The organism is Hydrogenophaga sp. LT287 (assembly GCF_055702805.1).
In genome coordinates, this window is the sequence record NZ_JBVPZC010000037.1 from 1 (window position 1) to 20,495 (window position 20,495).

The 20,495-nt window shown below is 63.7% G+C and carries 18 protein-coding genes and 1 riboswitch; of the genes, 8 read left to right on the forward strand and 10 right to left on the reverse strand.

Features of this window, described 5'->3' with window-relative positions:
- Nucleotides 1-131 (reverse strand): helix-turn-helix domain-containing protein (locus AC0GNR_RS17590; RefSeq protein WP_472901826.1); only part of this gene is annotated, 131 nt, incomplete at its 3' end.
- Nucleotides 132-263: 132 nt separating this feature from the next.
- On the opposite strand from AC0GNR_RS17590, the gene AC0GNR_RS17595 reads away from it, so the two are divergent.
- Both AC0GNR_RS17595 and AC0GNR_RS17600 read left to right on the forward strand, forming a co-directional pair.
- Nucleotides 264-599 carry a RidA family protein gene (locus AC0GNR_RS17595; RefSeq protein WP_472902158.1) on the forward strand — a complete coding sequence of 112 codons (336 nt, stop codon included), beginning with the start codon at nt 264-266 and terminating at the stop codon, nt 597-599.
- Nucleotides 600-832: 233 nt separating this feature from the next.
- Nucleotides 833-1,090 carry an SWIB/MDM2 domain-containing protein gene (locus tag AC0GNR_RS17600; protein WP_472902159.1) on the forward strand — a complete coding sequence of 86 codons (258 nt, stop codon included), beginning with the start codon at nt 833-835 and terminating at the stop codon, nt 1,088-1,090.
- 160 nt (nt 1,091-1,250) lie between these two features.
- On the opposite strand, the gene AC0GNR_RS17605 is transcribed toward AC0GNR_RS17600, so the two are convergent.
- Nucleotides 1,251-2,846 carry a sigma-54-dependent Fis family transcriptional regulator gene (locus AC0GNR_RS17605; protein ID WP_472902160.1) on the reverse strand — a complete coding sequence of 532 codons (1,596 nt, stop codon included), beginning with the start codon at nt 2,844-2,846 and terminating at the stop codon, nt 1,251-1,253.
- 284 nt (nt 2,847-3,130) lie between these two features.
- A riboswitch (S-adenosyl-L-homocysteine riboswitch) is annotated at nt 3,131-3,240 on the forward strand.
- Nucleotides 3,241-3,319: 79 nt separating this feature from the next.
- On the opposite strand from AC0GNR_RS17605, the gene metH reads away from it, so the two are divergent.
- Nucleotides 3,320-6,016 carry a methionine synthase gene (gene metH / locus AC0GNR_RS17610; RefSeq protein WP_472902173.1) on the forward strand — a complete coding sequence of 899 codons (2,697 nt, stop codon included), beginning with the start codon at nt 3,320-3,322 and terminating at the stop codon, nt 6,014-6,016.
- 100 nt (nt 6,017-6,116) lie between these two features.
- Nucleotides 6,117-6,935 (forward strand): double zinc ribbon domain-containing protein, encoded by an 819-nt coding sequence (locus AC0GNR_RS17615; protein WP_472902161.1) that lies wholly within the window; start codon nt 6,117-6,119, stop codon nt 6,933-6,935.
- Here the strand turns inward: AC0GNR_RS17615 and AC0GNR_RS17620 are convergent.
- A complete protein-coding gene (locus tag AC0GNR_RS17620) occupies nt 6,932-7,834 on the reverse strand; it encodes a D-hexose-6-phosphate mutarotase (protein ID WP_472902162.1) in 903 nt (300 codons plus the stop codon). The two genes, AC0GNR_RS17615 and AC0GNR_RS17620, sit on opposite strands and share 4 nt — an antisense overlap.
- A gap of 348 nt (nt 7,835-8,182) precedes the next feature.
- On the opposite strand from AC0GNR_RS17620, the gene AC0GNR_RS17625 reads away from it, so the two are divergent.
- Nucleotides 8,183-8,638: a hypothetical protein gene (locus AC0GNR_RS17625; RefSeq protein WP_472902163.1), complete on the forward strand. Its 456-nt coding sequence runs from the start codon at nt 8,183-8,185 to the stop codon at nt 8,636-8,638.
- A 19-nt stretch (nt 8,639-8,657) separates the two neighbouring features.
- On the opposite strand, the gene AC0GNR_RS17630 is transcribed toward AC0GNR_RS17625, so the two are convergent.
- The 3 genes from AC0GNR_RS17630 to AC0GNR_RS17640 all read right to left on the reverse strand — a co-directional run bounded on the left by AC0GNR_RS17630 (nt 8,658) and on the right by AC0GNR_RS17640 (nt 11,522).
- On the reverse strand, nt 8,658-8,975 hold the full coding sequence (locus tag AC0GNR_RS17630; protein ID WP_472902164.1) for a hypothetical protein: 318 nt from the start codon (nt 8,973-8,975) through the stop codon (nt 8,658-8,660).
- A 59-nt stretch (nt 8,976-9,034) separates the two neighbouring features.
- A complete protein-coding gene (locus tag AC0GNR_RS17635; protein WP_472902165.1) occupies nt 9,035-9,820 on the reverse strand; it encodes a hypothetical protein in 786 nt (261 codons plus the stop codon).
- 145 nt (nt 9,821-9,965) lie between these two features.
- Nucleotides 9,966-11,522, reverse strand: coding sequence for a YifB family Mg chelatase-like AAA ATPase (locus tag AC0GNR_RS17640; protein ID WP_472902166.1), 1,557 nt, complete (start codon nt 11,520-11,522; stop codon nt 9,966-9,968).
- A 324-nt stretch (nt 11,523-11,846) separates the two neighbouring features.
- On the opposite strand from AC0GNR_RS17640, the gene glnK reads away from it, so the two are divergent.
- The 3 genes from glnK to AC0GNR_RS17655 all read left to right on the forward strand — a co-directional run bounded on the left by glnK (nt 11,847) and on the right by AC0GNR_RS17655 (nt 14,104).
- Nucleotides 11,847-12,185: a P-II family nitrogen regulator gene (gene glnK, locus AC0GNR_RS17645; protein WP_056264790.1), complete on the forward strand. Its 339-nt coding sequence runs from the start codon at nt 11,847-11,849 to the stop codon at nt 12,183-12,185.
- 31 nt (nt 12,186-12,216) lie between these two features.
- On the forward strand, nt 12,217-13,668 hold the full coding sequence (locus AC0GNR_RS17650; RefSeq protein ID WP_472902167.1) for an ammonium transporter: 1,452 nt from the start codon (nt 12,217-12,219) through the stop codon (nt 13,666-13,668).
- A 190-nt stretch (nt 13,669-13,858) separates the two neighbouring features.
- Nucleotides 13,859-14,104 carry a hypothetical protein gene (locus AC0GNR_RS17655; protein ID WP_472902168.1) on the forward strand — a complete coding sequence of 82 codons (246 nt, stop codon included), beginning with the start codon at nt 13,859-13,861 and terminating at the stop codon, nt 14,102-14,104.
- Nucleotides 14,105-14,147: 43 nt separating this feature from the next.
- Here AC0GNR_RS17655 and AC0GNR_RS17660 read toward each other — a convergent pair whose 3' ends face one another.
- The 4 genes from AC0GNR_RS17660 to dinD form a co-directional block, all read right to left on the reverse strand.
- Entirely contained in the window at nt 14,148-14,846 is a 699-nt protein-coding gene (locus tag AC0GNR_RS17660; protein ID WP_472902169.1) for a M48 family metallopeptidase, read from the reverse strand.
- A complete protein-coding gene (locus tag AC0GNR_RS17665; RefSeq protein ID WP_472902170.1) occupies nt 14,839-18,144 on the reverse strand; it encodes a type I restriction endonuclease subunit R in 3,306 nt (1,101 codons plus the stop codon). The genes AC0GNR_RS17660 and AC0GNR_RS17665 overlap by 8 nt, the downstream gene beginning before the upstream one ends.
- Nucleotides 18,141-19,322 carry a restriction endonuclease subunit S gene (locus tag AC0GNR_RS17670; protein ID WP_472902171.1) on the reverse strand — a complete coding sequence of 394 codons (1,182 nt, stop codon included), beginning with the start codon at nt 19,320-19,322 and terminating at the stop codon, nt 18,141-18,143. Before AC0GNR_RS17670 ends, AC0GNR_RS17665 begins: the two co-directional genes overlap by 4 nt.
- 94 nt (nt 19,323-19,416) lie before the next feature.
- The gene (dinD, locus tag AC0GNR_RS17675) at nt 19,417-20,274 is read right to left on the reverse strand and encodes a DNA damage-inducible protein D (protein ID WP_472902172.1); all 858 of its coding nucleotides are present in this window, start codon (nt 20,272-20,274) and stop codon (nt 19,417-19,419) included.
- Nucleotides 20,275-20,495: the final 221 nt, after the last annotated feature.

Consider the following 20,495-nt stretch of genomic DNA (forward strand, 5'->3'; position numbering starts at 1 on the left):
GGCTCGGCCATCTGGCCGTCCTTGAGCCACTTGGTGGCTGTGTTGCGCGAGATACCGAGGCGCCTGCTGGCCTCGCGCACCGACACGTCCTGCCTCAGCACGAGGCGGCGTAACTTGCTCAATGTGCTCACGTTGATCACTCCTGCTCCTCCGTGCTGAAAAATTCAGCAGGATAGAGCGGCAACGTGGCTCAGATTTCAACGTGAACGCGTCCCGAAATGGCCCAGTTTTGGAAATGAATCAACACGCTGTCAACGCAAACCGTGGCGTTCTCGCATTACAACCACCTGTCGGCGCAACTGCCGATCGATGCAAAGACGGGCAACCTGGTTTCCGGCGGCGTTGCAGAGCAAGCCGAGCAGTGCTTGGCCAATATTAAAGCCATCGTGGAGAGCATCAACCACTCGATGGCCGACGTGGTCAAGGTCAATGTCTACCTGAAGAACCTTGCTGATGCCGATGCTGTCAATAGACTCTGTGCCACGCATTTTCAGAGCGCAGGACCGGCCAGTCGCTTCGTTGGTGTTTCGGAACTGCCTAAGGGCGCGTTGATCCAGATCGATGCCGTGGTTTCGAACGCTGAAGGAACGGCGCGATAAGCATTTCGCTACCCATAAAGTCGATGCCCGCTTGACCTTCAAGAGCCGTTCGGACTCGGACAACCGTCGGCTGCCCCAGTGGTGGCACCAGCGTCCCCCCAGCTTGGTCATCGACCCTGCGCCTGCCTCATAACAGGCGCCAAGATCCTCGACCCCGCTTGGTCCTAGGCGGGTGGTTGCAGAGGGATCTGGCGCACGCCCTAGAATGGGCCGCTTTAACCCACGAGTTTCACATGACCACTGCCAAGAAGCCAACCGCATTCAGCCGAGCCCTCACCCCCAGCGCCGAGCTGGCCGCTGTGATCGGTGCAACGCCGCAACCCCGCACCGAAGTGGTGAAGCTCATGTGGGAATACATCAAGGCCAACAACCTGCAGAACCCGGCAAACAAGCGCAACATCTTGGCGGACGCCAAGCTCAAGGCGGTGTTCGGCAAAGACGAAGTCACCATGTTTGAAATGACCGGGCTGGTGGGCAAGCACCTGAGCTAACCCACTACGGCGCCCGGCTCTCGGGCCAGGCGCTGTGCGGTGAGCCATAGGCGGCTCATGCGCACGGGTCTGCTACAGCAGCGCCCACCCAGCTCGACGGACCGCACCTCGCCGGTCCGGTCGCCAGCCTACAGGCGATTCCGTCGTCGCTTGAATCGCCTCACCTCAATCCCGCCTTCCTCAACCGGTAGCCAAACTGCCGCAGCGTGAGCCCCAGGCTTTGCGCGGCTTGGCTCTGGTTGCCGTGGTGGCGCAGCAGGGCGTCTTGCAGGGTTTGGGTGCTGTGTGAACGGGCACTTTGGTAGTCGCGCACGTGGCTTGCCAGCAGGGGCAAGCTGGGTGGCGGCTCGGCTGTGGCCAGCGGTGCCCAGGCTTCGGGCATGAAGCGTTCCAGCGCGGCGGCGCTGATGCCGGGGTGATCGGCCAGCAGCACCAGCCGCTCAATCAGGTTGCCCAGCTCGCGGATGTTGCCGGGCCAGTTGTGCGCTTCCAACCGGGCCAGCGCGTCGGGCGCCAGGTACACGTTGCGCTGGTGCGCCTGGTTGGCGCGGCTTACAAAATGCAGCGCCAGGGCGCGCACGTCTTCGCGGCGCTCGCGCAGGCTGGGCAGGCGAATGGGGATGACGTTGAGCCGGTAATACAGGTCTTGCCGGAAGCGCCCGGCCTGCACCTCGCGGGCCAGGTCGCGGTTGGTGGCGGCCACCAGCCGCACGTCGATGCGCAGTTCGCGTTGGCCGCCCAGGCGCACCAGCGTGCCTTCTTGCAGGGTGCGCAGCAGCTTGCTTTGCATGGGCAGTGGCAGTTCGCCAATTTCGTCCAGAAAAATGGTGCCGCCGTTGGCCTGCTCAAACCAGCCGGGGCGCGCGCTGTGGGCGCCCGTGAATGCACCGCGCTCGTGGCCAAAGAGTTCACTTTCAAACAGCGTTTCGGGAATGGCCGAACAGTTGACCTTGATGAAGGGCTGTACATGCCGGCCACTGGCCAGGTGCACGGCGCGGGCAAACAGCTCTTTGCCGGTGCCCGACTCGCCCAGCAGCAGCACCGTGGCTTGGGATTGCGACACCCTTTCCAGCTCGCCCAGCGCTTGCAGCAGCGCGGGCGAACGGCCAATGAGGCCGTAGCGCGCGGTGTGGGTGTCCAGCGCGCGGCTGAGCACTTCGTTGCGGGCTTCGAGCTGGCGGGTTTGCTCGGCCACCAGCTGTTCCAGCTGGAGCAGTTGCCCAGCCAGCGTGGCCAGCAGGCGCAGCACGGCCAGGTCGTCGTTCAGGTGGCGCTGGCGGCTGCGGATGCGGTGGCAGCCCAGCACGCCCACGGTGGCGCCGTTGATTTCAATGGGCAGCGCAAGGTAGGCCACGGTCTGCGGCGGCAGCTCGGCCCGCGCCACGGTGCGAAACAAAAACAGGGGTTCGGCGTCCACGTCTTGCACGATGGCGGGCAGCCCGCTGGCCAGCACCCGCCCGGTGATGCCTTCGCCCCAACGGAACACGCCGCGCGCCGCCTCGTCGGTGGTGAGGCCGTAAGCATGGCGCACCGAAGCCGTGCGCGGCTGGTCCGGCAACACCTCGTCAGCCAGCACCATGCGCCCCCGGTTCAGGCCCAGCAGCTCGCTCATGAGGTGCAGCATTTCGCGCAGCACAAACGCCGGCGCCAGGCTACGGCCCACGAGCTTCATCACCTCGCGCATGAGCAGGAGTTCCTGGGTGGGCCAGTCGGTGGCGGGGTCGCTGGCGTCGGAAAGTGGGCGGTGCGGTGGCATGGCTGTGTGGCGGTTGCGGGTACTGCAAGCAAACATCGCACCAGAGACGTGATGAACCACATGAAAGCAGGCTTTAAAACCCTGCCATCCAACGAAAGAAGGCTTTTACACGCGTGAGGCGGGCCCTGCTGAGCTGGTGGGGCTGCTGGCCGGGCGATCTTGAGAGGCTTGAGCGGCTACCTCACCCAAACGAGGTCAAGGCAGGTCTACCTAGCTGCTGAAGCACTCCATGAGCGCACAAGCCCCGCAGCAGAGTGCCACTGGGCCATGCTTTAAAATCAATCCCTCTCAAGGAGCGCTGCAGCGACCCACCGACCCGGTGGGCGTCAGGCTTGAGACACCGGGCGTCTACCGCCCCGCCGGTCCGTCCGGCCCCCAACGGCGCTCACCAGTTTCAGCCTGCAACCCTGGTGAGCCCCATGTCCGTTGATTCCACCTCGTCTTCTTCTTCGTCCGCCGTGGCCGTGCCGCCCATGCTGCTGTCTGGCCTGGAGCCGCTGCGCATTGGCACCGACAGCCTGTTTGTGAACGTGGGCGAGCGCACCAACGTCACCGGCTCCAAGGCGTTTGCTCGCATGATCCTGAACGGCGAATACGAGCAGGCGCTGGCCGTGGCGCGTCAGCAGGTGGAAAACGGTGCGCAGATCATCGACATCAACATGGACGAGGCCATGCTGGACAGCAAGGCCGCGATGGTGAAGTTCCTGAACCTGATCGCCGGCGAGCCCGACATTGCGCGTGTGCCGGTGATGGTGGACAGCTCGAAGTGGGACGTGATTGAAGCCGGCCTGCGCTGCGTGCAGGGCAAGGGCGTCGTCAACTCGATCAGCATGAAAGAGGGCGTGGACGAGTTCAAGCGCCAGGCCGGGCTGGTGAAGCGCTACGGCGCCGCTGCGGTGGTGATGGCCTTTGACGAAAAGGGCCAGGCTGACACCTACGAGCGCAAGGTGGAAATTTGCGAGCGCGCTTACCGCGTGCTGGTGGATGAAGTGGGTTTCCCGCCGGAAGACATCATCTTCGACCCCAACATCTTCGCCATCGCCACCGGCATTGAAGAGCACAACAACTACGCGGTCGATTTCATCAACGCCACGCGCTGGATCAAGCAGCACCTGCCGGGCGCCAAGGTGAGCGGCGGTGTGTCCAACGTGTCGTTCAGCTTTCGGGGCAACGACCCGGTGCGCGAGGCGATCCACACCGTCTTTCTGTACCACGCCATCAAAGCCGGCATGGACATGGGCATCGTCAACGCGGGCATGGTGGGCGTGTACGACGAGCTGGAGCCCGAGTTGCGGGAGCGCGTGGAAGACGTGGTGTTGAACCGCCGGCCTGATGCGGGCGAGCGCCTGGTGGAAGTGGCCGAAAACGCCAAGGGCGCGGCCAAGGACGACAGCAAGAAAAACGAGTGGCGCGGCCTGCCCATCCGCGAGCGGCTCACACACGCGCTGGTGCGCGGCATGAACGAGCACATCACCGAAGACACGGAAGAAATGTGGCGCCTGATTGAGGCCGCCGGCGGGCGCCCGCTGAACGTGATCGAGGGCCCGCTCATGGACGGCATGAACGTGGTGGGCGATCTGTTTGGCCAGGGCAAGATGTTTCTGCCGCAGGTGGTGAAAAGCGCGCGCGTGATGAAGCAGGCCGTGGCCCACTTGCTGCCCTACATCGAAGCCGAAAAGCTGGCGCTGCAGGCGGCCGGTGGCGACGTGAAAGCCAAGGGCAAGATTGTGATTGCCACCGTGAAGGGCGACGTGCACGACATCGGCAAAAACATCGTCACCGTGGTTTTGCAGTGCAACAACTTCGAGGTGGTGAACATGGGCGTGATGGTGCCCTGCCACGAGATCCTCGCCATGGCGAAGAAAGAGGGCGCAGACATCGTGGGCCTGTCGGGCCTGATCACGCCCAGCCTGGAAGAAATGCAGTACGTAGCCAGCGAGATGGAGAAAGACGCGCACTTTCGCGACGCGCAGATTCCACTGCTCATTGGTGGCGCCACCTGCAGCCGTGTGCACACCGCCGTGAAGATCGCGCCGCACTACAGCGGCCCGGTGGTGTATGTGCCCGACGCTTCGCGCAGCGTGAGCGTGGCGCAGGGTTTGCTGAGCGATCAGGCGGCCAAATACATCGCCGAACTCAACGCCGACTACGACAAGGTGCGCACCCAGCACGCCAACAAAAAGCAGGTGACGCTGTGGCCGCTGGCGCAGGCGCGCGCCAACAAAACGCCCATCAAGTGGGCGGGCTTCACACCCACCCAACCCAAGTTCATTGGCAAGCGCCAGTTCAAGAATTTCGACCTGGCCGAGATCGCCAAATTCATCGACTGGGCGCCGTTCTTTCAGACCTGGGACCTGGCCGGCCCGTACCCCGCCATCCTGGACGACGCCGTGGTGGGCGAGCAGGCCCGCAAGGTGTTTGCTGATGGGCAGGCCATGCTGAAGAAGATCATTGAAGGCCGCTGGCTCAGCGCCAATGGCGTGATCGGTCTGTACCCGGCCAACACGGTGAACGACGACGACATTGAGCTGTACACCGATGAGACCCGCAGCCAGGTGGCGCTGACCTGGCACGGCCTGCGCCAGCAAACCGAAAAGCAGATGGTGGAAGGCGTGATGCGCCCCAGCCGCTGCCTGGCCGATTTTGTGGCGCCCAAGGGCGCGGCCAACGACTACGTGGGCCTGTTCGCCGTGACCGCCGGGCTGGGCAGCGAAAAGAAAGAAAAGCAGTTTCTCGACGCGCACGACGACTACAGCGCCATTCTGTTCAAGTCGCTCGCAGACCGCCTGGCCGAAGCCTTTGCCGAGTGTTTGCACCACCGCGTGCGCACCGACCTGTGGGGTTACGCCGCGGGTGAGGCGCTGAGCAACGAAGAGCTCATCAAAGAAAAGTACCAGGGCATCCGCCCCGCACCGGGCTACCCGGCCTGCCCCGACCATTCGGTCAAGCGCGCCATGTTTGCGCTGTTGCAGTGCGACGACATTGGCATGGGTCTGACCGAAAGCCTGGCCATGACGCCGGCCGCCAGCGTGAGCGGTTTCTACCTGAGCCACCCCGACAGCACCTATTTCAACGTGGGCAAACTCGGCGAAGACCAGATGCAAGACCTGGCCGCGCGCAGCGGCGTGGCGGTGACCGATCTCAAGCGCTGGCTGGGCACCAACCTCTGAAGCCGCTCGTCCAGCCGGGTTGGCCGCCGACCTGACGGTGGGGGGTGGTGCAGGAAGCGCGTGCTACAAGGCCAGCACAGTGTTGGACTTGGGGTGATTCATGGCGGTGTGCGCGGCTTGCGGTGCCGAAAACAGGGACAAAGCCAAATTTTGCAAGGGGTGCGCCCAGGCGCTCGTGCCGCTCGCTGCGGCTGTGCCTGCGCCTGCGCCTGCGCCTGCGCCTGCGCCGGCGTCTAGAGGGCTGGCCTGCCCTGCGTGCCATGCGCTCAACCGGCGCTCCGCCACGGTGTGCAAGTCCTGCGAGGCCTCGCTGAGCCCGAGCCTGCCTGGTACAGCGGCCAGCACCGGTGTGGTGTTGGCTCGCCGCCGCTGGGGCTGGATCATCGGCCCGGCTTTGCTGGTTGCAATTGGTGCTGCCTGGTGGGTACAGGCACAGCACCCTGCTGCGCCCTATGTGCCGGTTGGGGCGCCTGTGGTGGCCCAGCCAGAGCCGACCGCAGGGCCACGGGTGCAGGTCACCATCACCGCCGCCCTAACGGTGCCAGCCGTTGCAGAAGCCCTGCTCCCGAGCGAAGTCCCGCCCCGCCCGGTACCCGTGAAAAAAGAACCCAAATCCGCCAAAGCTTCCAACCCGCGCGGTACTGCGCAGGCCGAACGACAGAGCCCGCCCGCTACCCCACAGCCGGAACCTGCCGCAACCCAGGCTGATGGATTGCCGCGACCATCGGCCCCAGGCGAATCGGACCGTTTGCCCGCAGTTACCGCATCGGTGGACCAGCAGTGTGCCGATCGCAGCAACTTCATCGCCCGGGACATCTGCCGCATTCGAGCCTGCAACGACGCCGCCCGGGCGGCCGACCCGGTCTGTGTCCGGTTCCGCCAGATGGAAGAGGCGAACCGCCAGAGGCAGCAGAACTAGACCGATACCTCGACCGCCATACCGTGCTCGCCACCTGGCGGCACTGTCACCACCTCGTCCGCCGCGTTGGCGGTTTCCACGCAGACGAAGCGCAGGTACGCGTCGTCCTTCAGGTCGGTCATGCCTGCAGCGATGGAGATCCAGGGGTTCCACATCACCGCCGTGCGGCTGCCCTGTGCGCTCAGGCGGGTGCGGCGCTGCAAAGCGTCATCAACGATCGTCAGTGCGGCGGGTACACCGGTGTAAATGCGGTCCACTTCGGCGGCGATGTGCACGGCACCCGTTTGCCGCTTCACCGCGCCGCCCGCGCCGGTGGCATTGTCGATGTAGCTGCAGCCCTCCAGCCCAGTCACTGCGGTGCGCGCTATGTCGCCTACCGCAAAGTAACTGTGCAGCGCCTGCGTGATCTGAAACGGCGCATCGCCCGTGTTGCGCGTGGTCAGCGCCAGCCGCAGCGTGGTGCCCACGGTGATTTGCAGCGTCAGCTCAAACGCGTGCGGCCACAGGGCGCGGGTGTCGGGCGTGTCCCGCAGGCCCAGCGTTACCTGCGTTTCGCCCGCTGGAGTGGCGTCCGTGTTCAGCACCGACCACAGCCGGGTACGCGCAAAACCATGGTTCGGCCGCCCCAGGCCCTGCGGGTCGGGGCCAAACCACGGCCAGCACACCGGCACACCCCCGCGTATGGCCTTGCCCGCCTCGTAGCTCGCCCGCTCGCTGAGGAACAGCACATCGGCCTCCGCGCCCACCGGTCGGTACGACAGCACCTGAGCGCCGTACAACGACACCACCGCCTCGGCGTGCGCGTTGCGCACCTGCAAAAAGGGCAGGCCACCAGGACCGCTGATGAAGGTCAGGTGATTGGCCAAGGCGTGTGTGGCGTTGAGATCTTCGAGCGTCATAAGAGCGTGCAGTGGGTTGGATAAGCCGGAGGTCGTTCATTTTCCGTGAGCACTTGGCCGTTGACCTGATGAGCCACGCGATTTGCCTCCATGGCAAGTCGATTTTCAGTAGCCGAACCCATTCTCTTGTCCCGCATGGCTTAGCGTCTGCGTGCCAAGGGTTGGTCATAGAAAGCCTGCCCACGGATGGAGGCCGGGACGACAAAAGGACGCGCGTGGGCGCTGCAGGGTCCAGATAGTGAATACGCGTTGATTAAAATCGGGGTATTGCGAACAGGCGTGTTGCTGTGCCATTTCGCATTCCATATAAAGATTCACGGAGTGAAAATGATTCGAAGCCTGGTACGCATGACGTCTTCCCTTTCGGTTTGCCTGGCTGGTTCCATGGCCCTTTTGGCTTTGCCTGTAATGGCTCAAAGAGGCCCGGTACCCGAACTGAAATACATGAGTCCAAAGTGCGCTTCGATGCTGGAAGCTCAGCGCACGGCTCCGAGTGTGATGCGCAATCAGCCTTCCTTTGCCGAGATGCGGCGGAACTACAACGATCAGTGTGCTGAGGACCAGTCGCAAGCGCAGCGGCGCTGGTACGCCGAAAAGCGCGAGACCGAGCAACTGAATGCCGAACAAGACTACGCGATGAAAAAACAGCAGTTGCTCAGCGCCAACGAGGTCAAACGCAAGTCGGATCAATGCATGGAGATGCGCAGTGCACTGGAATCCCGCAAGAAACGCACGAACCTGACCGAAGGCGAAAAGCGCGACCTGGGGTTGTTTGAAACCCGGTACCAAGAGCGCTGCAATTAAGCGCCCTGAAGGGACGTGTTCAATCCAGGCGACTGAACACGGTGGTGCTTTGATCCTGCTCGCGCAGGCTGAACGTTTCCTTCGTGACCGAAAGGACCGAATTGGCCTCGTGGTCTAAATGGTCGCCGGCCTTGAAAGTCCAGACGATGCGGTGGCCTTGGTAATGCCAGACACCGTATTGCAGCACCTCACCACTGTCGCGCCTGATTTCCCACTCACCGTTTTCGTACAGATGAATAGGAATGGTGGAGCGCGACGACTGCCATTTCCCGGCGAATGCTTTCTGGCTGAAGGCTTCGTCGCCCGAGCAGGCCGTCAGCGTGCCCGCTATGAACATGCACGCAAGTCCCAACCTGAGGCGGTTGGGGCGTATTCGCTGCGCACCAGGGTGTCTGCTCACGGTTTGTTCAGCGCCTTTCGCACCGCTTCCTCTTCTGAGCGCCGCAGCGCCGCCGATACCTCGTCGGCCCGGCGTTTGGTTTCCTGTTCGAAACGGAGCTGCTCCATCTCGGCCATCTGCTGCTTGCGTTGCGCCTCGCGCGCTTCAGCTTCCTTTCGCTGGTTCTCGCGAGACAACAGATCAGCCTCTTCGCGGCTGGCAGGGCGCACGCCATGTGTCTGGTAATACTCTTGCAGCACTGCTTTGTCTTCGGCCGAACGCTGGAGCGCACTGGGTGGATTCGTCACGGCCGCGCGCATGAACATCATTTGCAGCACCATGCCCATCACCGCCAACAGGCCAATGAATACCAGCGATTTGGTGAGCGACGACTTGAGGTTGGACAGCAACCACACCAACGTCGAAAGGCGCTCTTCCTTCGAAGCTTCGGTGCGGTGGGCATGGCGCGCCGTGGCTGCTTTCACGGGCGGCAGGTGGTTCATGAATCCACTCGGAGTTCCCAGCTGCTCCGGCTGCGCAGCGGCACTGGCGGCCAGGCTTTCTTGCCTTGCCTCGTCGTGTGCCAGCTTGGCGTCGTAAGCAAAGCGAGATGATGGGCTCGACAAGGTGTTGAGTGCGAGCTTCAGCGTCTGCATGTGCAGATCGAGGTCGGCTGCACTGAGTTTCGAGCGCTCGGCAATCAGTTTGTCCACTAGGCGGCCATGTGCTTGCTGGATGTCCTCAGTGGACGCGTGCCGGCTCACTTGCAGCCATTCGTAAAGAGACTTTTTGGCGGGCTTCACGGCGCTTTCTCGTTGAATGCGGGGCTTTAGATGTTACAGATTGTGCACGAGCGGACTGATTTCGCCTGGCACGGATCGGCCCCAGTCTGTCCTGCTAAAGCTGTGATTGCGCATGTTCATCGGTGGATCTGACGGTCCACTGTGTTCACCCCAGCCGCAGCGCCCGCCGGTACTGCACCGCTTCCGCCACGTGCCCTACGCCCACCGCATCGGCCCCGGCCAGGTCGGCAATGGTGCGGGCTACGCGCAGCGCGCGGTGGGTGCTGCGGGCGCTCCAGCCCAGGCGGGCGGCGGCGGTGTTCAGGAATTTGAGGGCGGCGGGCTCGGGGTGCACGTGTTCGTCCAGTGCCTGCCCGGCCAGCGCCTGGTTGGGCTGGCCCTGGCGGGCTTGGGCGCGCTCGCGGGCGGCTTGCACACGCTCGCGCACCGCGTCGCTTGGTTCGCCGGCCACGCCGTGCAGCAGGTCGTCGGCGGGCAGGGCGGGCACTTCCACGTGCAGGTCGATGCGGTCGAGCAGCGGGCCGCTGAGCTTGCTCTGGTAGCGGTTGATCTGGTCGGGCGTGCAGCGGCAGGCTTTGGTGGGGTGGCCCAGAAAACCGCAGGGGCAGGGGTTCATGGCGGCCACGAGCTGGAACCGCGCGGGGAACTCGCTTTGCATGGCCGCGCGCGAAATGCGGATGTGGCCGCTTTCCAGCGGCTCGCGCAGCGCCTCTAAAGCCGCACGGGGAAATTCCGGCAGTTCGTCCAAAAACAGCACGCCGTGGTGCGCCAGCGAAATTTCACCGGGGCGCGGTGGTGAGCCGCCGCCCACCAGGGCCACGGCGCTGGCGGTGTGGTGTGGCGCGCAGGTGGGGCGCTGGCCCCAGCGATCCAGGGCGAAGCGCCCGGCGAGCGACGCCACGGCGGCGGATTCGAGCGCTTCTTGTGTGCTCATGGGCGGCAGCAGGCCGGCGAAGCGCTGCGCCAGCATGCTTTTGCCCGAGCCCGGCGGGCCCATCATCAACAAGCTGTGGCCACCGGCGGCGGCAATTTCCAGGGCGCGTTTGGCAGCCACCTGGCCTTTCACGTCGGCCAGGTCGGCGTAGCTGGGCGCCTGGCCGAGCTGCGTGGGTGCCAGGCGCACCCAGCCGCCGTCGTCGGGCGGTGGCTCGCCGGGAGCGTTGGCGTTTTCGTGCAGAAAGTGGGCCACCACGTCAAGCAGGTGGCGGGCACGGTGCACCTGGGCTTGCGGCACCAGGGCGGCTTCTTCGGCGCTGCCCGGTGGCAGCACCAGCCGGGTTTGCGCGGCGGCTTCGGTGTCAGCGGCGCGGTGCAGCGCCAGGCTCATGGCCAGCGCGCCGCGCACCGGGCGCAGCTCACCGCCCAGCGACAGTTCACCGGCAAACTCCCAGCCCGCCAGCCGCGCGGCGTCCAGCTGGCCGCTGGCGGCCAAGATGCCCACGGCAATCGGCAGGTCAAACCGCCCAGAGTCTTTGGGCAGGTCGGCCGGCGCCAGGTTCACCGTGATGCGTTTGTTGGATGGAAATTCAAGCCCCGAATTGGCAATGGCCGAGCGCACGCGTTCGCGTGCTTCCTTCACCTCGGTATCGGCCAGGCCCACCAGGGTGAAGCTGGGCAGGCCGTTGGCCAGATGGACTTCAACCTGGACTGGCCGCGCTTCAAGACCCAGCAGTGCGCGGCTGTGCACCAACGACAGACTCATGTGAATTCCTCCCTGTTTCGGTGCATGACCCGGGTTGAACGGCCCCGAAGGCCCGTTTCCGGTATTGCACTGTTTTGGTGCGCACGTCTTTGGTGTGACACCCGCCGAGCGTGGCAAAGAGTTTTCATGATGGCACAGGGGCGGCCTTCGGCCTGCACACGTCTGGGGGATGGAGGTGCTTTTGCAACACATGGCGACCTGTTTTTGGCCACAGGCGTGCAAAGTTGGCACGGTCCATGCTTGGGTGTGAATGCAACCGAATCCAACCCGTGGTGTGGGCCAGCCGGCCTGATCACCCTCCTGATCTAGAAGAGGAATCACAGCATGAAAATGGTCTCCGCCATCATCAAGCCGTTCAAACTGGACGAAGTGCGCGAAGCGCTCTCCGGCATGGGCGTGCAAGGCATCACCGTTACCGAAGTCAAGGGCTTCGGCCGCCAGAAGGGCCACACCGAGCTGTACCGCGGCGCGGAATACGTGGTCGATTTCCTGCCCAAGGTCAAGATCGAGGCCGCTGTGTCCGACGACCTGGTGGACCGCGTGATCGAAGCCATCGAAGGTGCTGCACGCACCGGCAAGATCGGCGACGGCAAGATTTTCGTCACCTCGCTGGAACAGGTGGTTCGCATCCGCACCGGTGAAACCGGCAAAGAAGCGCTCTGATCACCGCCACAGTTCAAGAAAGATCACGGACATGAAAAAACTACTTGCAACCCTGTTGTTGGGCATGGGTCTGGCCTTTGGCGGTCTGAACGCCGTGGCCCAGACCACCGAAGCGCCGGCTGCGGTGACCGCACCGGCTGATGCAGCGTCGGCCGCTCCAGCCGAAGCCGCACCCGCTGCAGACGCCCCTGCCGTTGAAGCGCCCGCTGCTGCGGTGGCCGCTGAAGCGCCTGCCGCAGAAGAAGCCAAACCAACCGTCGACAAGGGCGATGTGGCCTGGATGATGATTTCCACCGTGCTGGTGATTTTGATGGTCATCCCCGGCCTGGCGCTGTTTTATGGCGGCCTGGTGCGCAGCAAAAACATGCTGTCGGTGCTGATGCAGGTGATGGTGGTGTTCTCGCTGATCACGGTGCTGTGGGCCATGTACGGCTACAGCCTGGCGTTTGGCGGCGAAGGCCTGATCATCGGCAACCTTGACAAGGTGTTCCTGATGGGCGTCACCATGGATTCGCTGGCCGCCACGTTCACCCCCGGTGTGGCCATCCCCGAGTTCATCTTCATTGCCTTCCAGGCCACGTTTGCCGGCATCACCTGCGCGCTGATCGTGGGCTCGTTTGCCGAGCGCATGAAGTTCAGCGCGGTGCTGCTGTTCTCGGCCATCTGGTTCACCTTCAGCTACCTGCCAATTGCCCACATGGTGTGGGGCACGGGCGGTTACCTGCTGGACAAAGGCGCGTTGGACTTCGCTGGCGGCACCGTGGTGCACATCAACGCGGCCATGGCTGGCCTGGTGGGTGCTTACATGCTGGGCAAGCGCATTGGCTACGGCAAAGAATCCATGGCGCCTCACAGCCTGACGCTGACCATGGTCGGTGCCTCACTGCTGTGGGTGGGCTGGTTCGGTTTCAACGCCGGTTCCAACCTCGAATCCAACGGTGGCGCCACCCTGGCCTTCATCAACACCCTGGTGGCCACCGCCGCTGCGGTGCTGGCCTGGTGCATCGGTGAAGCGCTGGGCAAGGGCAAAGCGTCCATGCTGGGTGCGGCTTCGGGTGCGGTGGCTGGCCTGGTTGCCATCACCCCGGCCTGCGGTTCGGTGGGCCCCATGGGCGCCATCATCATCGGTCTGGTGTCTGGCTTCGCCTGCCTCTGGGGCGTGTCGGGTCTCAAGAAAATGCTGGGCGCTGACGACTCGCTGGACGTGTTCGGTGTGCACGGCGTGGGCGGTATCGTGGGTGCCTTGCTGGTGGGTGTGTTTGCAGCACCTTCCCTTGGCGGCACGGGCGCTGAAGACTTCTCTATCGCCGGTCAGCTGTTCATTCAGGCCGAAGGTGTGGTCATCACCATGGTGTGGTCCGCTGTGGTCGCCTTTGTGGCCTACAAGATTGTGGACATGATGGTCGGTTTGCGTGTGTCGGAAGAAGCCGAACGCGAAGGCCTGGACATCACGTCCCACGGCGAAACCGCCTACAACCGCTGAGCGGTTCAGGGGGGCGCAACAAACTTCACAGGCTGTTGCCACCCCGTTGTTTCTGAGTGTCTCCTTTGGATGTTGAACCCGCGTTGCCGCAAGGCACGCGGGTTTTTTTTCGGGTTTTGCAAACTCGCGCCGTAAGATGGTTTCCGTCACACACCGCCCCAACCCAACGGGGCATGCTCAGGAGGAAACCATGTTCAAGCTTGTTTCGCGTGCCGCGCCTTGGCGGCCTTTTTTGTTCGCCGTGGTGCTTTGTGGCGCCGCACTGCCCACGCTGGCTGCGGGCAACACCACCGCCAAAGAAGCCCCGCGCAAGCCGGCCAAGGTCACCTTTGTTGACGCGCCGTCCAGTGAAAAGCCGGCTGCGCGCAAGCAGCGGCTCAAGCGCGAGTGCAAAGGCCGGCCCAACGCAGGCATGTGCCTGGGCCACACGCGCTGACGTTTTCAACTTTACTTATCGACGTGTTTGGCTGAAGTGACGTTTACCTCAGCAGTGTTTCAAGCCGATGCTTGTGCGCCACCCACTTCGGACAAACCTCCGTCAGCAAATCGAAGAAGGCGCGCGAGTGGTCGGGGTGGATCGCATGGCACAACTCATGAAAAATCACGTAGCTGATACACGTGCCGGGGGCCTGCACCAACGCCGAGTGCAATGTCATGGAGCCGCTGGGCGACAGGCTGCCCCAGCGTTTGGCCAAACGTTGAACACGCAGGTGCGGCATATCGAGGTGGTTGAAGCGATAGTGCCCATGGCAGTGTTTCAATGCCCGTAAGAACACCGCTTTGGCTTGCTGGTGCCGCCACCGCTGAACGGTGCTTTCGATGACCTCTGGGTGATGGCGGTCGCCAGGCTCCACCGTCACCACCATGTCCGAGCCGCGAAGTTGAACCCCTGGCGTTGGTCCCGCTTCCATCTGCAACTTGTAGCGGCGGCCCAGGTGCAGGTGCGACTCGCCTGGCACCCAGGCACGGGTCGGCGTGCGTGGGTCAAACTGCAGAAAGAACGCCCGTTGTTCTGCAATCCAGCGCTGGCGCTTGAGCAGCAAGGCGTCGATGCGTGTCCCGTCGCAGCCCTCGGGTGCGCGCACAAAAACCTCACCCGACGGGTGCACCTCCAGCGCCAGTGTCTTGCGCCGAAGCCCCGTCCGGATCACCTGTACGCGGTCCAGCACATCAGCCATTGATGCCCCGCGCCCTGGCCAGGTTCAATGCCTGGTCAATGATCGCGTCCATCTGCACCGCGGAGAGCTTCACCCCGCGGTCGTCCCCCACCACGTCGTAGAGAAAGTGGTCCAGGCCGATGCGTGTCTGGTTCATGGCGTCCAGGTTGCGCCAGTAGTCCACCACATGGTGCGCAGCCAGGGCGTTCAGCACGGCCAGCGCAATGTCTTCGGCCAGCTCTGCGCTTGTGGCCAGATCGGGAATCCCGTCCAGCACCCGCTTGACCGTTCCGTACACAGCCAGGCCGTGGTCGTTGCCACGCAGCCCGGGCGGCACGTCATCCCGAGGGCGGCTCATCACGGCATCCCGCGCTTCTTGCGCACGCTGCAGGTAGGTCAGCTCGTTGATACGGCGGGCGCGGTAGTCGTCAATCGCCTGCTGAATCAGCCGGGAAAATTTCTCATAATAGGCCGGGTCCACCTTGATGCGCTCTTCAATCACCCGCTTGGTGTTGAAGGCGATGATGTCGGCCTGCGAGGCCGGCGTGGTCGCCTCCTGATCGTCAATGGTCTTGCGCAGCGAGGCGTTGTCCAGGATGTTCACCGCCGAGCGCAGCACCAGCACATCGCTGGCCTGCAAGTGCGTGTTGAGCAGCTTGCGAATGCGTGGCTCATAGTCGCGTTTGAAGTCCACCGCGTCGGCAAAGCGCAGCTGCGCCGCCTGTTTGAGCTTCGCAAAACGCAGCATGTCGGCTTTGTAGCGGTCGATCTGCTCCACCGGTGTGGTCATCAGAAAACGCTCGCTCGACAAGGCCAGTTGCAGCAAACGGCCCAACGCGGACAGGCGCTCGTAAAAGTCGTGACGCACGTCGTCGTCGCGCAGCTCGTCCAGGTAGGCGTTGGTGTCGTGCCGGTTGCCCACGCGGCGGAAAATTTCCAGCAGGTGCGCATGGGCGTCGGGCAACTGGGCCACCTCGGTCTGAATGTTCACCAGCATGCCCGTGAGGTCGCCTTCCTCAAACCCCGCCAGCGCCTGGTAGCTGGAAATCGCCTTGTCCAACTCTTGCAGCACACCGGCGTAGTCCACGATCTGGCCGAAGTCCTTTTCCACCGTCGCCACCGGCTCGTCTTCGCCGCCCGACTCTTCAATCGGCGCCTCATACAGCCGGTTCACCCGCGCAATGGCCTGCAGCAGCGTGTGCTCGTGCAGCTCGCGGGTCAAGTACAGCACCCGGTTGCGCGGTGCGTCAAAGCCAGTGAGCAGCTTGTCTTTCACGATCAGAAGCTCCGGTGCCTCGCCGTGTTTGAACGAGCTGATCAGCCGCTTGTTGTATTCCTCCTCGTTGCCGTGGCGCTGCATCATCTTGTCCCAGAAGCGGTGCACGGCTTCCGTGGGCTCGTCGTCCTCACCGTCGCTGCTGGCGCGCCCGTTCGGGCCGGAGATCAGCACCTCGCAACTCACCTGGCCAATCTCGTCGATGTACTCCTTGAGCCGGACCGCCGCTGCCCGGCTGGCCGCCACCACCTGCCCCTTGAACGGCGTGCCCTGCCAGGTGCTGCGAAAGTGTTCGCTGATGTCAAACGCCAGCATGTACAGGTAGGGGTCGGCCTGCTGCAGCATCTTCTCGCGCGAGTATTTGCGCTTCAGGTCGGCGCGCTGCGCGTCGTTCAGGCCGGCGGTGTGCCGCTCAAACCACTTGTCGATCGCTTCCTGGTTCTGCTCCACATCCACCAGGCGGCTCTCATAGAGCAGCTTCACCACCGCACCGTCGCGCACCGCTTCGTCCATGGTGTAGCTGTCGATTAGCCCGCCAAAGCGGCCCAGCGTGTTGCGCTCGCGCCGGGTCACTGGCGTGCCGGTGAAGCCGATGTAGCAGGCGTTGGGCATCAGCAGCCGCATCTTGGCCGCCAGGGTGCCGAAGTTGGTGCGGTGGCCCTCATCCACCAACACGAACACATCGGGCGAATCCACCGCAAAGCGCCGGGCGATCTGGCTCACCCGCTCAAACTTCTGGATCAGCGTGGTGATCACCTGCGCGCGCGGGCTCTTCACCAGCGCGAGCAGGTCGCGCGCCGAGGTGGCGCGCTGCGGCTCCAGGCCGCAGGTCTTGAACGTGCCCTCGATCTGCTTGTCCAGGTCGTCGCGGTCCGTCACCAGCACGATGCGCGGGTTCAACACCCCCGGCAGCAGCGCCAGCCGCCGCGCCAGCATCACCATGGTGAGCGACTTGCCCGAGCCCTGCGTGTGCCACACCACGCCGCCCGTGCGGCGGCGCGCGCCGCTGTCGGTGGTTTCCCAATGGTTGATGCGGTCCACGATGCGCTCGATGGCGCGCACCTGCTGGTAACGCGCCAGCTTGCGCGTGCCGCCATCAAACACCGTGTAGTGAAAGATCAGGCGCAGCAAGCGCTGCGGCTCCAGCAGCGCGGCCACTGCACGGTCCTGGTCGGTCACGCTGCGGGCAACCAGGTACTCGGCCGGTTCTTCCGCCACGCCGGGCACCGTGCGCGCGCCACTCAGGCGCTGCACCAGTTCAAACAAATCGGCGCGCACCCCGTCGGGCAGCGGCTGCGCCAGCAGCACGGCCACCGAAGCGTCGCTCACCGTGTCGTCGCGCCAGGCCGACCAGAAGCGCCCCGGGCTGCCCACCGTGCCCACGCGCGCCGTCTGCCCGTTCAAGGCCAGCAACACCTGCGCCATCACAAACAGGTGCGGCGCCTGGCTCTCGCCCTGGTAGCCCACCAGCTGCGCCACCCCCTGCGCCACGTCAACCCCCGGCGCCTTGCACTCGATCAGCCCCAGCGGGATGCCGTTGACGAACAGCGCCAGATCGCAGCGTATTGTGTTCTGGCTGCGCGTGCGCTGCACCACGAACTCGGGCGACACCTGAAACGTGTTGTCCAGCGGGTGCTGCCAGTCGATGTAGCGCAGTGAGCGCCCGCGCGAGTCGCCGTCGATCGTCTGCTCCAGGCTGGTGCCCAGGGTGATCAGGTCGTACAGCGCCTCGTTGGTGCGCTGCAGCCCGTTGTAGGGCAGGCTTTTGAGGCGCTGGATGGCGGCGCTCAGGTTTTCTTCGGTGAACAGGTGTTCGCCGGTGGTGGTGTGGATGCGGTTGAAGCGCTTGAGCGCGTCGCGCAACACCTCGTCCAGCACAACCTGGCCCAACCGGGGGCCGCGCAGCTGCCGCGCCTGCGCCGGGCTCAGGTACTGCCAGCCCATGGCCAGCAGCAACTGCAAGGCGGGCGCCTGGCTGGCCATGACCTCGCTGGGGTCGAAGTCCGGGTCGGGCGGCGGGCTGGTGGCCTGGGCGCTGGTCATGGGCGTTCTCCGGCGAGCAGTTGTTGCATCAGGGCGCGCTTTTGGTGTTGCAGGGCGGCGAGCTGTTGCCGTTGCAACTGCAATGCTTGATCGGCGGCGTTCAGCACGTGGGCGATTGCTGCTTGTTCTTCTGGCGGCGGCAGGTTCAGTTGCAGCTTGAAGAAGTCGGTGCTCGTCACGTTCAGCAGCCCGTGGCTGCGGGCGCCTTCATGGGCGATGGCGCGCAACTGCCGGTTGAGCAGGCCGCCCTCGAAAACCGCGGTGAGAAAGTCGGTATCGGTCTGTGTCGTGTCGGCGATCCCGAAACACAGGCACAGCGTGGACACAATGCCTTCGTCAAACCGGTCCAGCCGCTTGATGGCCCCAAAAGGGTAGCCCGCTGCGGCGCTGCGGTTGTAGGCAAATTCCCCACGCTGGATCAGCAGGTAGTGCTCGTTTTCTGCGGCTGCCATCTGCTTGGCGAAGTAGCTGCCTTGCTCCACCATCCCGCGCTGAGCCGACACGGTCAATGCTCGGGTGCAGCTATCGACGTTCTTGCGCGTCACGCGCGTCAGGAACGTGCCCAGGCGTTGAGGCTTCCAACTGCCCTTGAACCCTTTGAGTCGCTTGTGCCCGGTCAGCAGGTGCTGCATCAGGCCTTGTTTGCGCTTGTTCAAGCTTTCCAAGAGGGCGGCCTGCAGCGACAGAGCGGTATTCCACGTGGTGGCGACCTTGACGATCTCAGCGCGCGCGGCCTTGCTCAACAAAGGAATGGGGATTTCCTTGATCAGCGTGGTGTTCAAGTTGTCCTGACCACCAGTGTTGCTGAGCTGGCGGATGCGGGTGTAGCTGGCTTCCAGTGCATGGAAAAGAAACGTGGTCTCTACGCTGCCATCGATGGGCTGAATCGTGGCGCACGCCTGATTGGTCGCGGCCTCAATGCCCAGCATGCCGACCTTGCCGCGCGTGACGCCCTGGCCGTACATCGCCATCAGTAAGGTGCCGGTCGGCAGCAGTTTGGCGGCGGATGCGGCCAGACCCTCTTCGGTCAGGTAGTCGGTGGCGTTCTGGATGACATTGAAATCGATTTCACCCGTTCCTACCCACGGGATGCTGCCACCCCAGTATTCGGATGTGCTGCGGTCAGGTGTGCCACCTGTGCTGACTTGGGCGATTTTCCCGAGGGGTATCGTCTTCACAGGCGATGTCTCCATGAAGGAAGACCCGCGTGGAACGTGGCTTCCAGGGCAACTGTTAAGTGTTGTTTAACAGTTGCCCGTTTTTGAAACGCTTTCATGGCTTCTTCCTGGGCGCTGCCACCTGCTTGGTTTTTTCTCGTTCGATCTGCTGAATGCTTTTGTCCGGCACCGGCAGTTGTTCGGGCAGGGTACCGCCCAGTTCCTTGATGGTCTGGCGCACCTTGGCGCCCACGGCGTGGTGGGTTTTGTTGGCCTGGGCTTTCCCTTGCACGCCTTCGCGTTTGAGCTTTTCTTCGGTTTGCGTGGCGCGAAAGAGGTTGGCCGCGAGTTCGGTGCTGCCCATGTGGTCGAGGATCTTGTGGCTTTTCTTCAGCCCTTTGTGGGCGTGAATGTCTTTGGCGCCCAGGCCACCGTACAGACCCTTGTAGCCATGGTCTTGGAACACGGCGTAGTCCAGCGGTGTTTCCACGCCCGCGCCTTTGGCGGCGGCGCTCAGGGCTTTGTTGTGTCCGGCCAGTTCGTTGCGGATGGCCAGGCGCCGCTCGTCTTCGCTCAGGTGCTGGAACTGCGCCGCGTCGTTGAGCTCCTGGCGGCGGGTCTGCACGGCGAAGTAGGTCTGGCCATGCGCGATGACGGGTTTGCTCGGGTCGCCGTTCTGCACGATGAGGTAGCAGGCGTAGCGCGAGAGTTCGATGTCTTCGACGGGGCGCTGGGCGCCGGAGCCAATGTCGACCATTTTGCGGACATCCGCAAAATGGTCTGCGATCGGGAGACCGCTCTGGAGGCAAGCCTCACGGGCCTTCTCGATCACGGGCAGGAAATTGCGGTATTGCGGGTAGTCCAGCACCCGCGCCAGTTCGCGGGCCAGCCAGTATTCAGCACCTTCCGCGCTGGTGTGGCGGATGCCTTCGAACACGTTGCGCGGTGCGTTGGGTTGCAAGGGTTTGTTCACAGTCCCAGCTCCTTGAGGTGTTGTTTCATCTTCAGACGCACGGCGCTGAGGGCTTCTTCCAGGCGGTCAATCTCGGCTTCCGTGGCTTTCAGGTTGTTGATTCATCAGTACAACTGAGCCAGTGATCACGTCGAATACTGAGCCACCGGGTTGATGGGTTTTTTGGCTATTCGGTTGTGGATAAGTCTATAGGGTCCGCTGGTTTTCGATCTCCTTTCTGA

Excerpts from the sequence above, each read along its gene's own strand:
- AC0GNR_RS17600 (WP_472902159.1), top strand. The coding sequence starts at position 833 with ATGACCACTGCCAAGAAGCCAACCGCATTCAGCCGAGCCCTCACCCCC.
- AC0GNR_RS17605 (WP_472902160.1), bottom strand. The coding sequence starts at position 2,846 with ATGCCACCGCACCGCCCACTTTCCGACGCCAGCGACCCCGCCACCGAC.
- metH (WP_472902173.1), top strand. The coding sequence starts at position 3,320 with ATGCTGCTGTCTGGCCTGGAGCCGCTGCGCATTGGCACCGACAGCCTG.
- AC0GNR_RS17615 (WP_472902161.1), top strand. The coding sequence starts at position 6,117 with ATGGCGGTGTGCGCGGCTTGCGGTGCCGAAAACAGGGACAAAGCCAAA.
- AC0GNR_RS17620 (WP_472902162.1), bottom strand. The coding sequence starts at position 7,834 with ATGACGCTCGAAGATCTCAACGCCACACACGCCTTGGCCAATCACCTG.
- AC0GNR_RS17625 (WP_472902163.1), top strand. The coding sequence starts at position 8,183 with ATGACGTCTTCCCTTTCGGTTTGCCTGGCTGGTTCCATGGCCCTTTTG.
- AC0GNR_RS17630 (WP_472902164.1), bottom strand. The coding sequence starts at position 8,975 with ATGTTCATAGCGGGCACGCTGACGGCCTGCTCGGGCGACGAAGCCTTC.
- AC0GNR_RS17640 (WP_472902166.1), bottom strand. The coding sequence starts at position 11,522 with ATGAGTCTGTCGTTGGTGCACAGCCGCGCACTGCTGGGTCTTGAAGCG.
- glnK (WP_056264790.1), top strand. The coding sequence starts at position 11,847 with ATGAAAATGGTCTCCGCCATCATCAAGCCGTTCAAACTGGACGAAGTG.
- AC0GNR_RS17650 (WP_472902167.1), top strand. The coding sequence starts at position 12,217 with ATGAAAAAACTACTTGCAACCCTGTTGTTGGGCATGGGTCTGGCCTTT.
- AC0GNR_RS17655 (WP_472902168.1), top strand. The coding sequence starts at position 13,859 with ATGTTCAAGCTTGTTTCGCGTGCCGCGCCTTGGCGGCCTTTTTTGTTC.
- AC0GNR_RS17660 (WP_472902169.1), bottom strand. The coding sequence starts at position 14,846 with ATGGCTGATGTGCTGGACCGCGTACAGGTGATCCGGACGGGGCTTCGG.
- AC0GNR_RS17665 (WP_472902170.1), bottom strand. The coding sequence starts at position 18,144 with ATGACCAGCGCCCAGGCCACCAGCCCGCCGCCCGACCCGGACTTCGAC.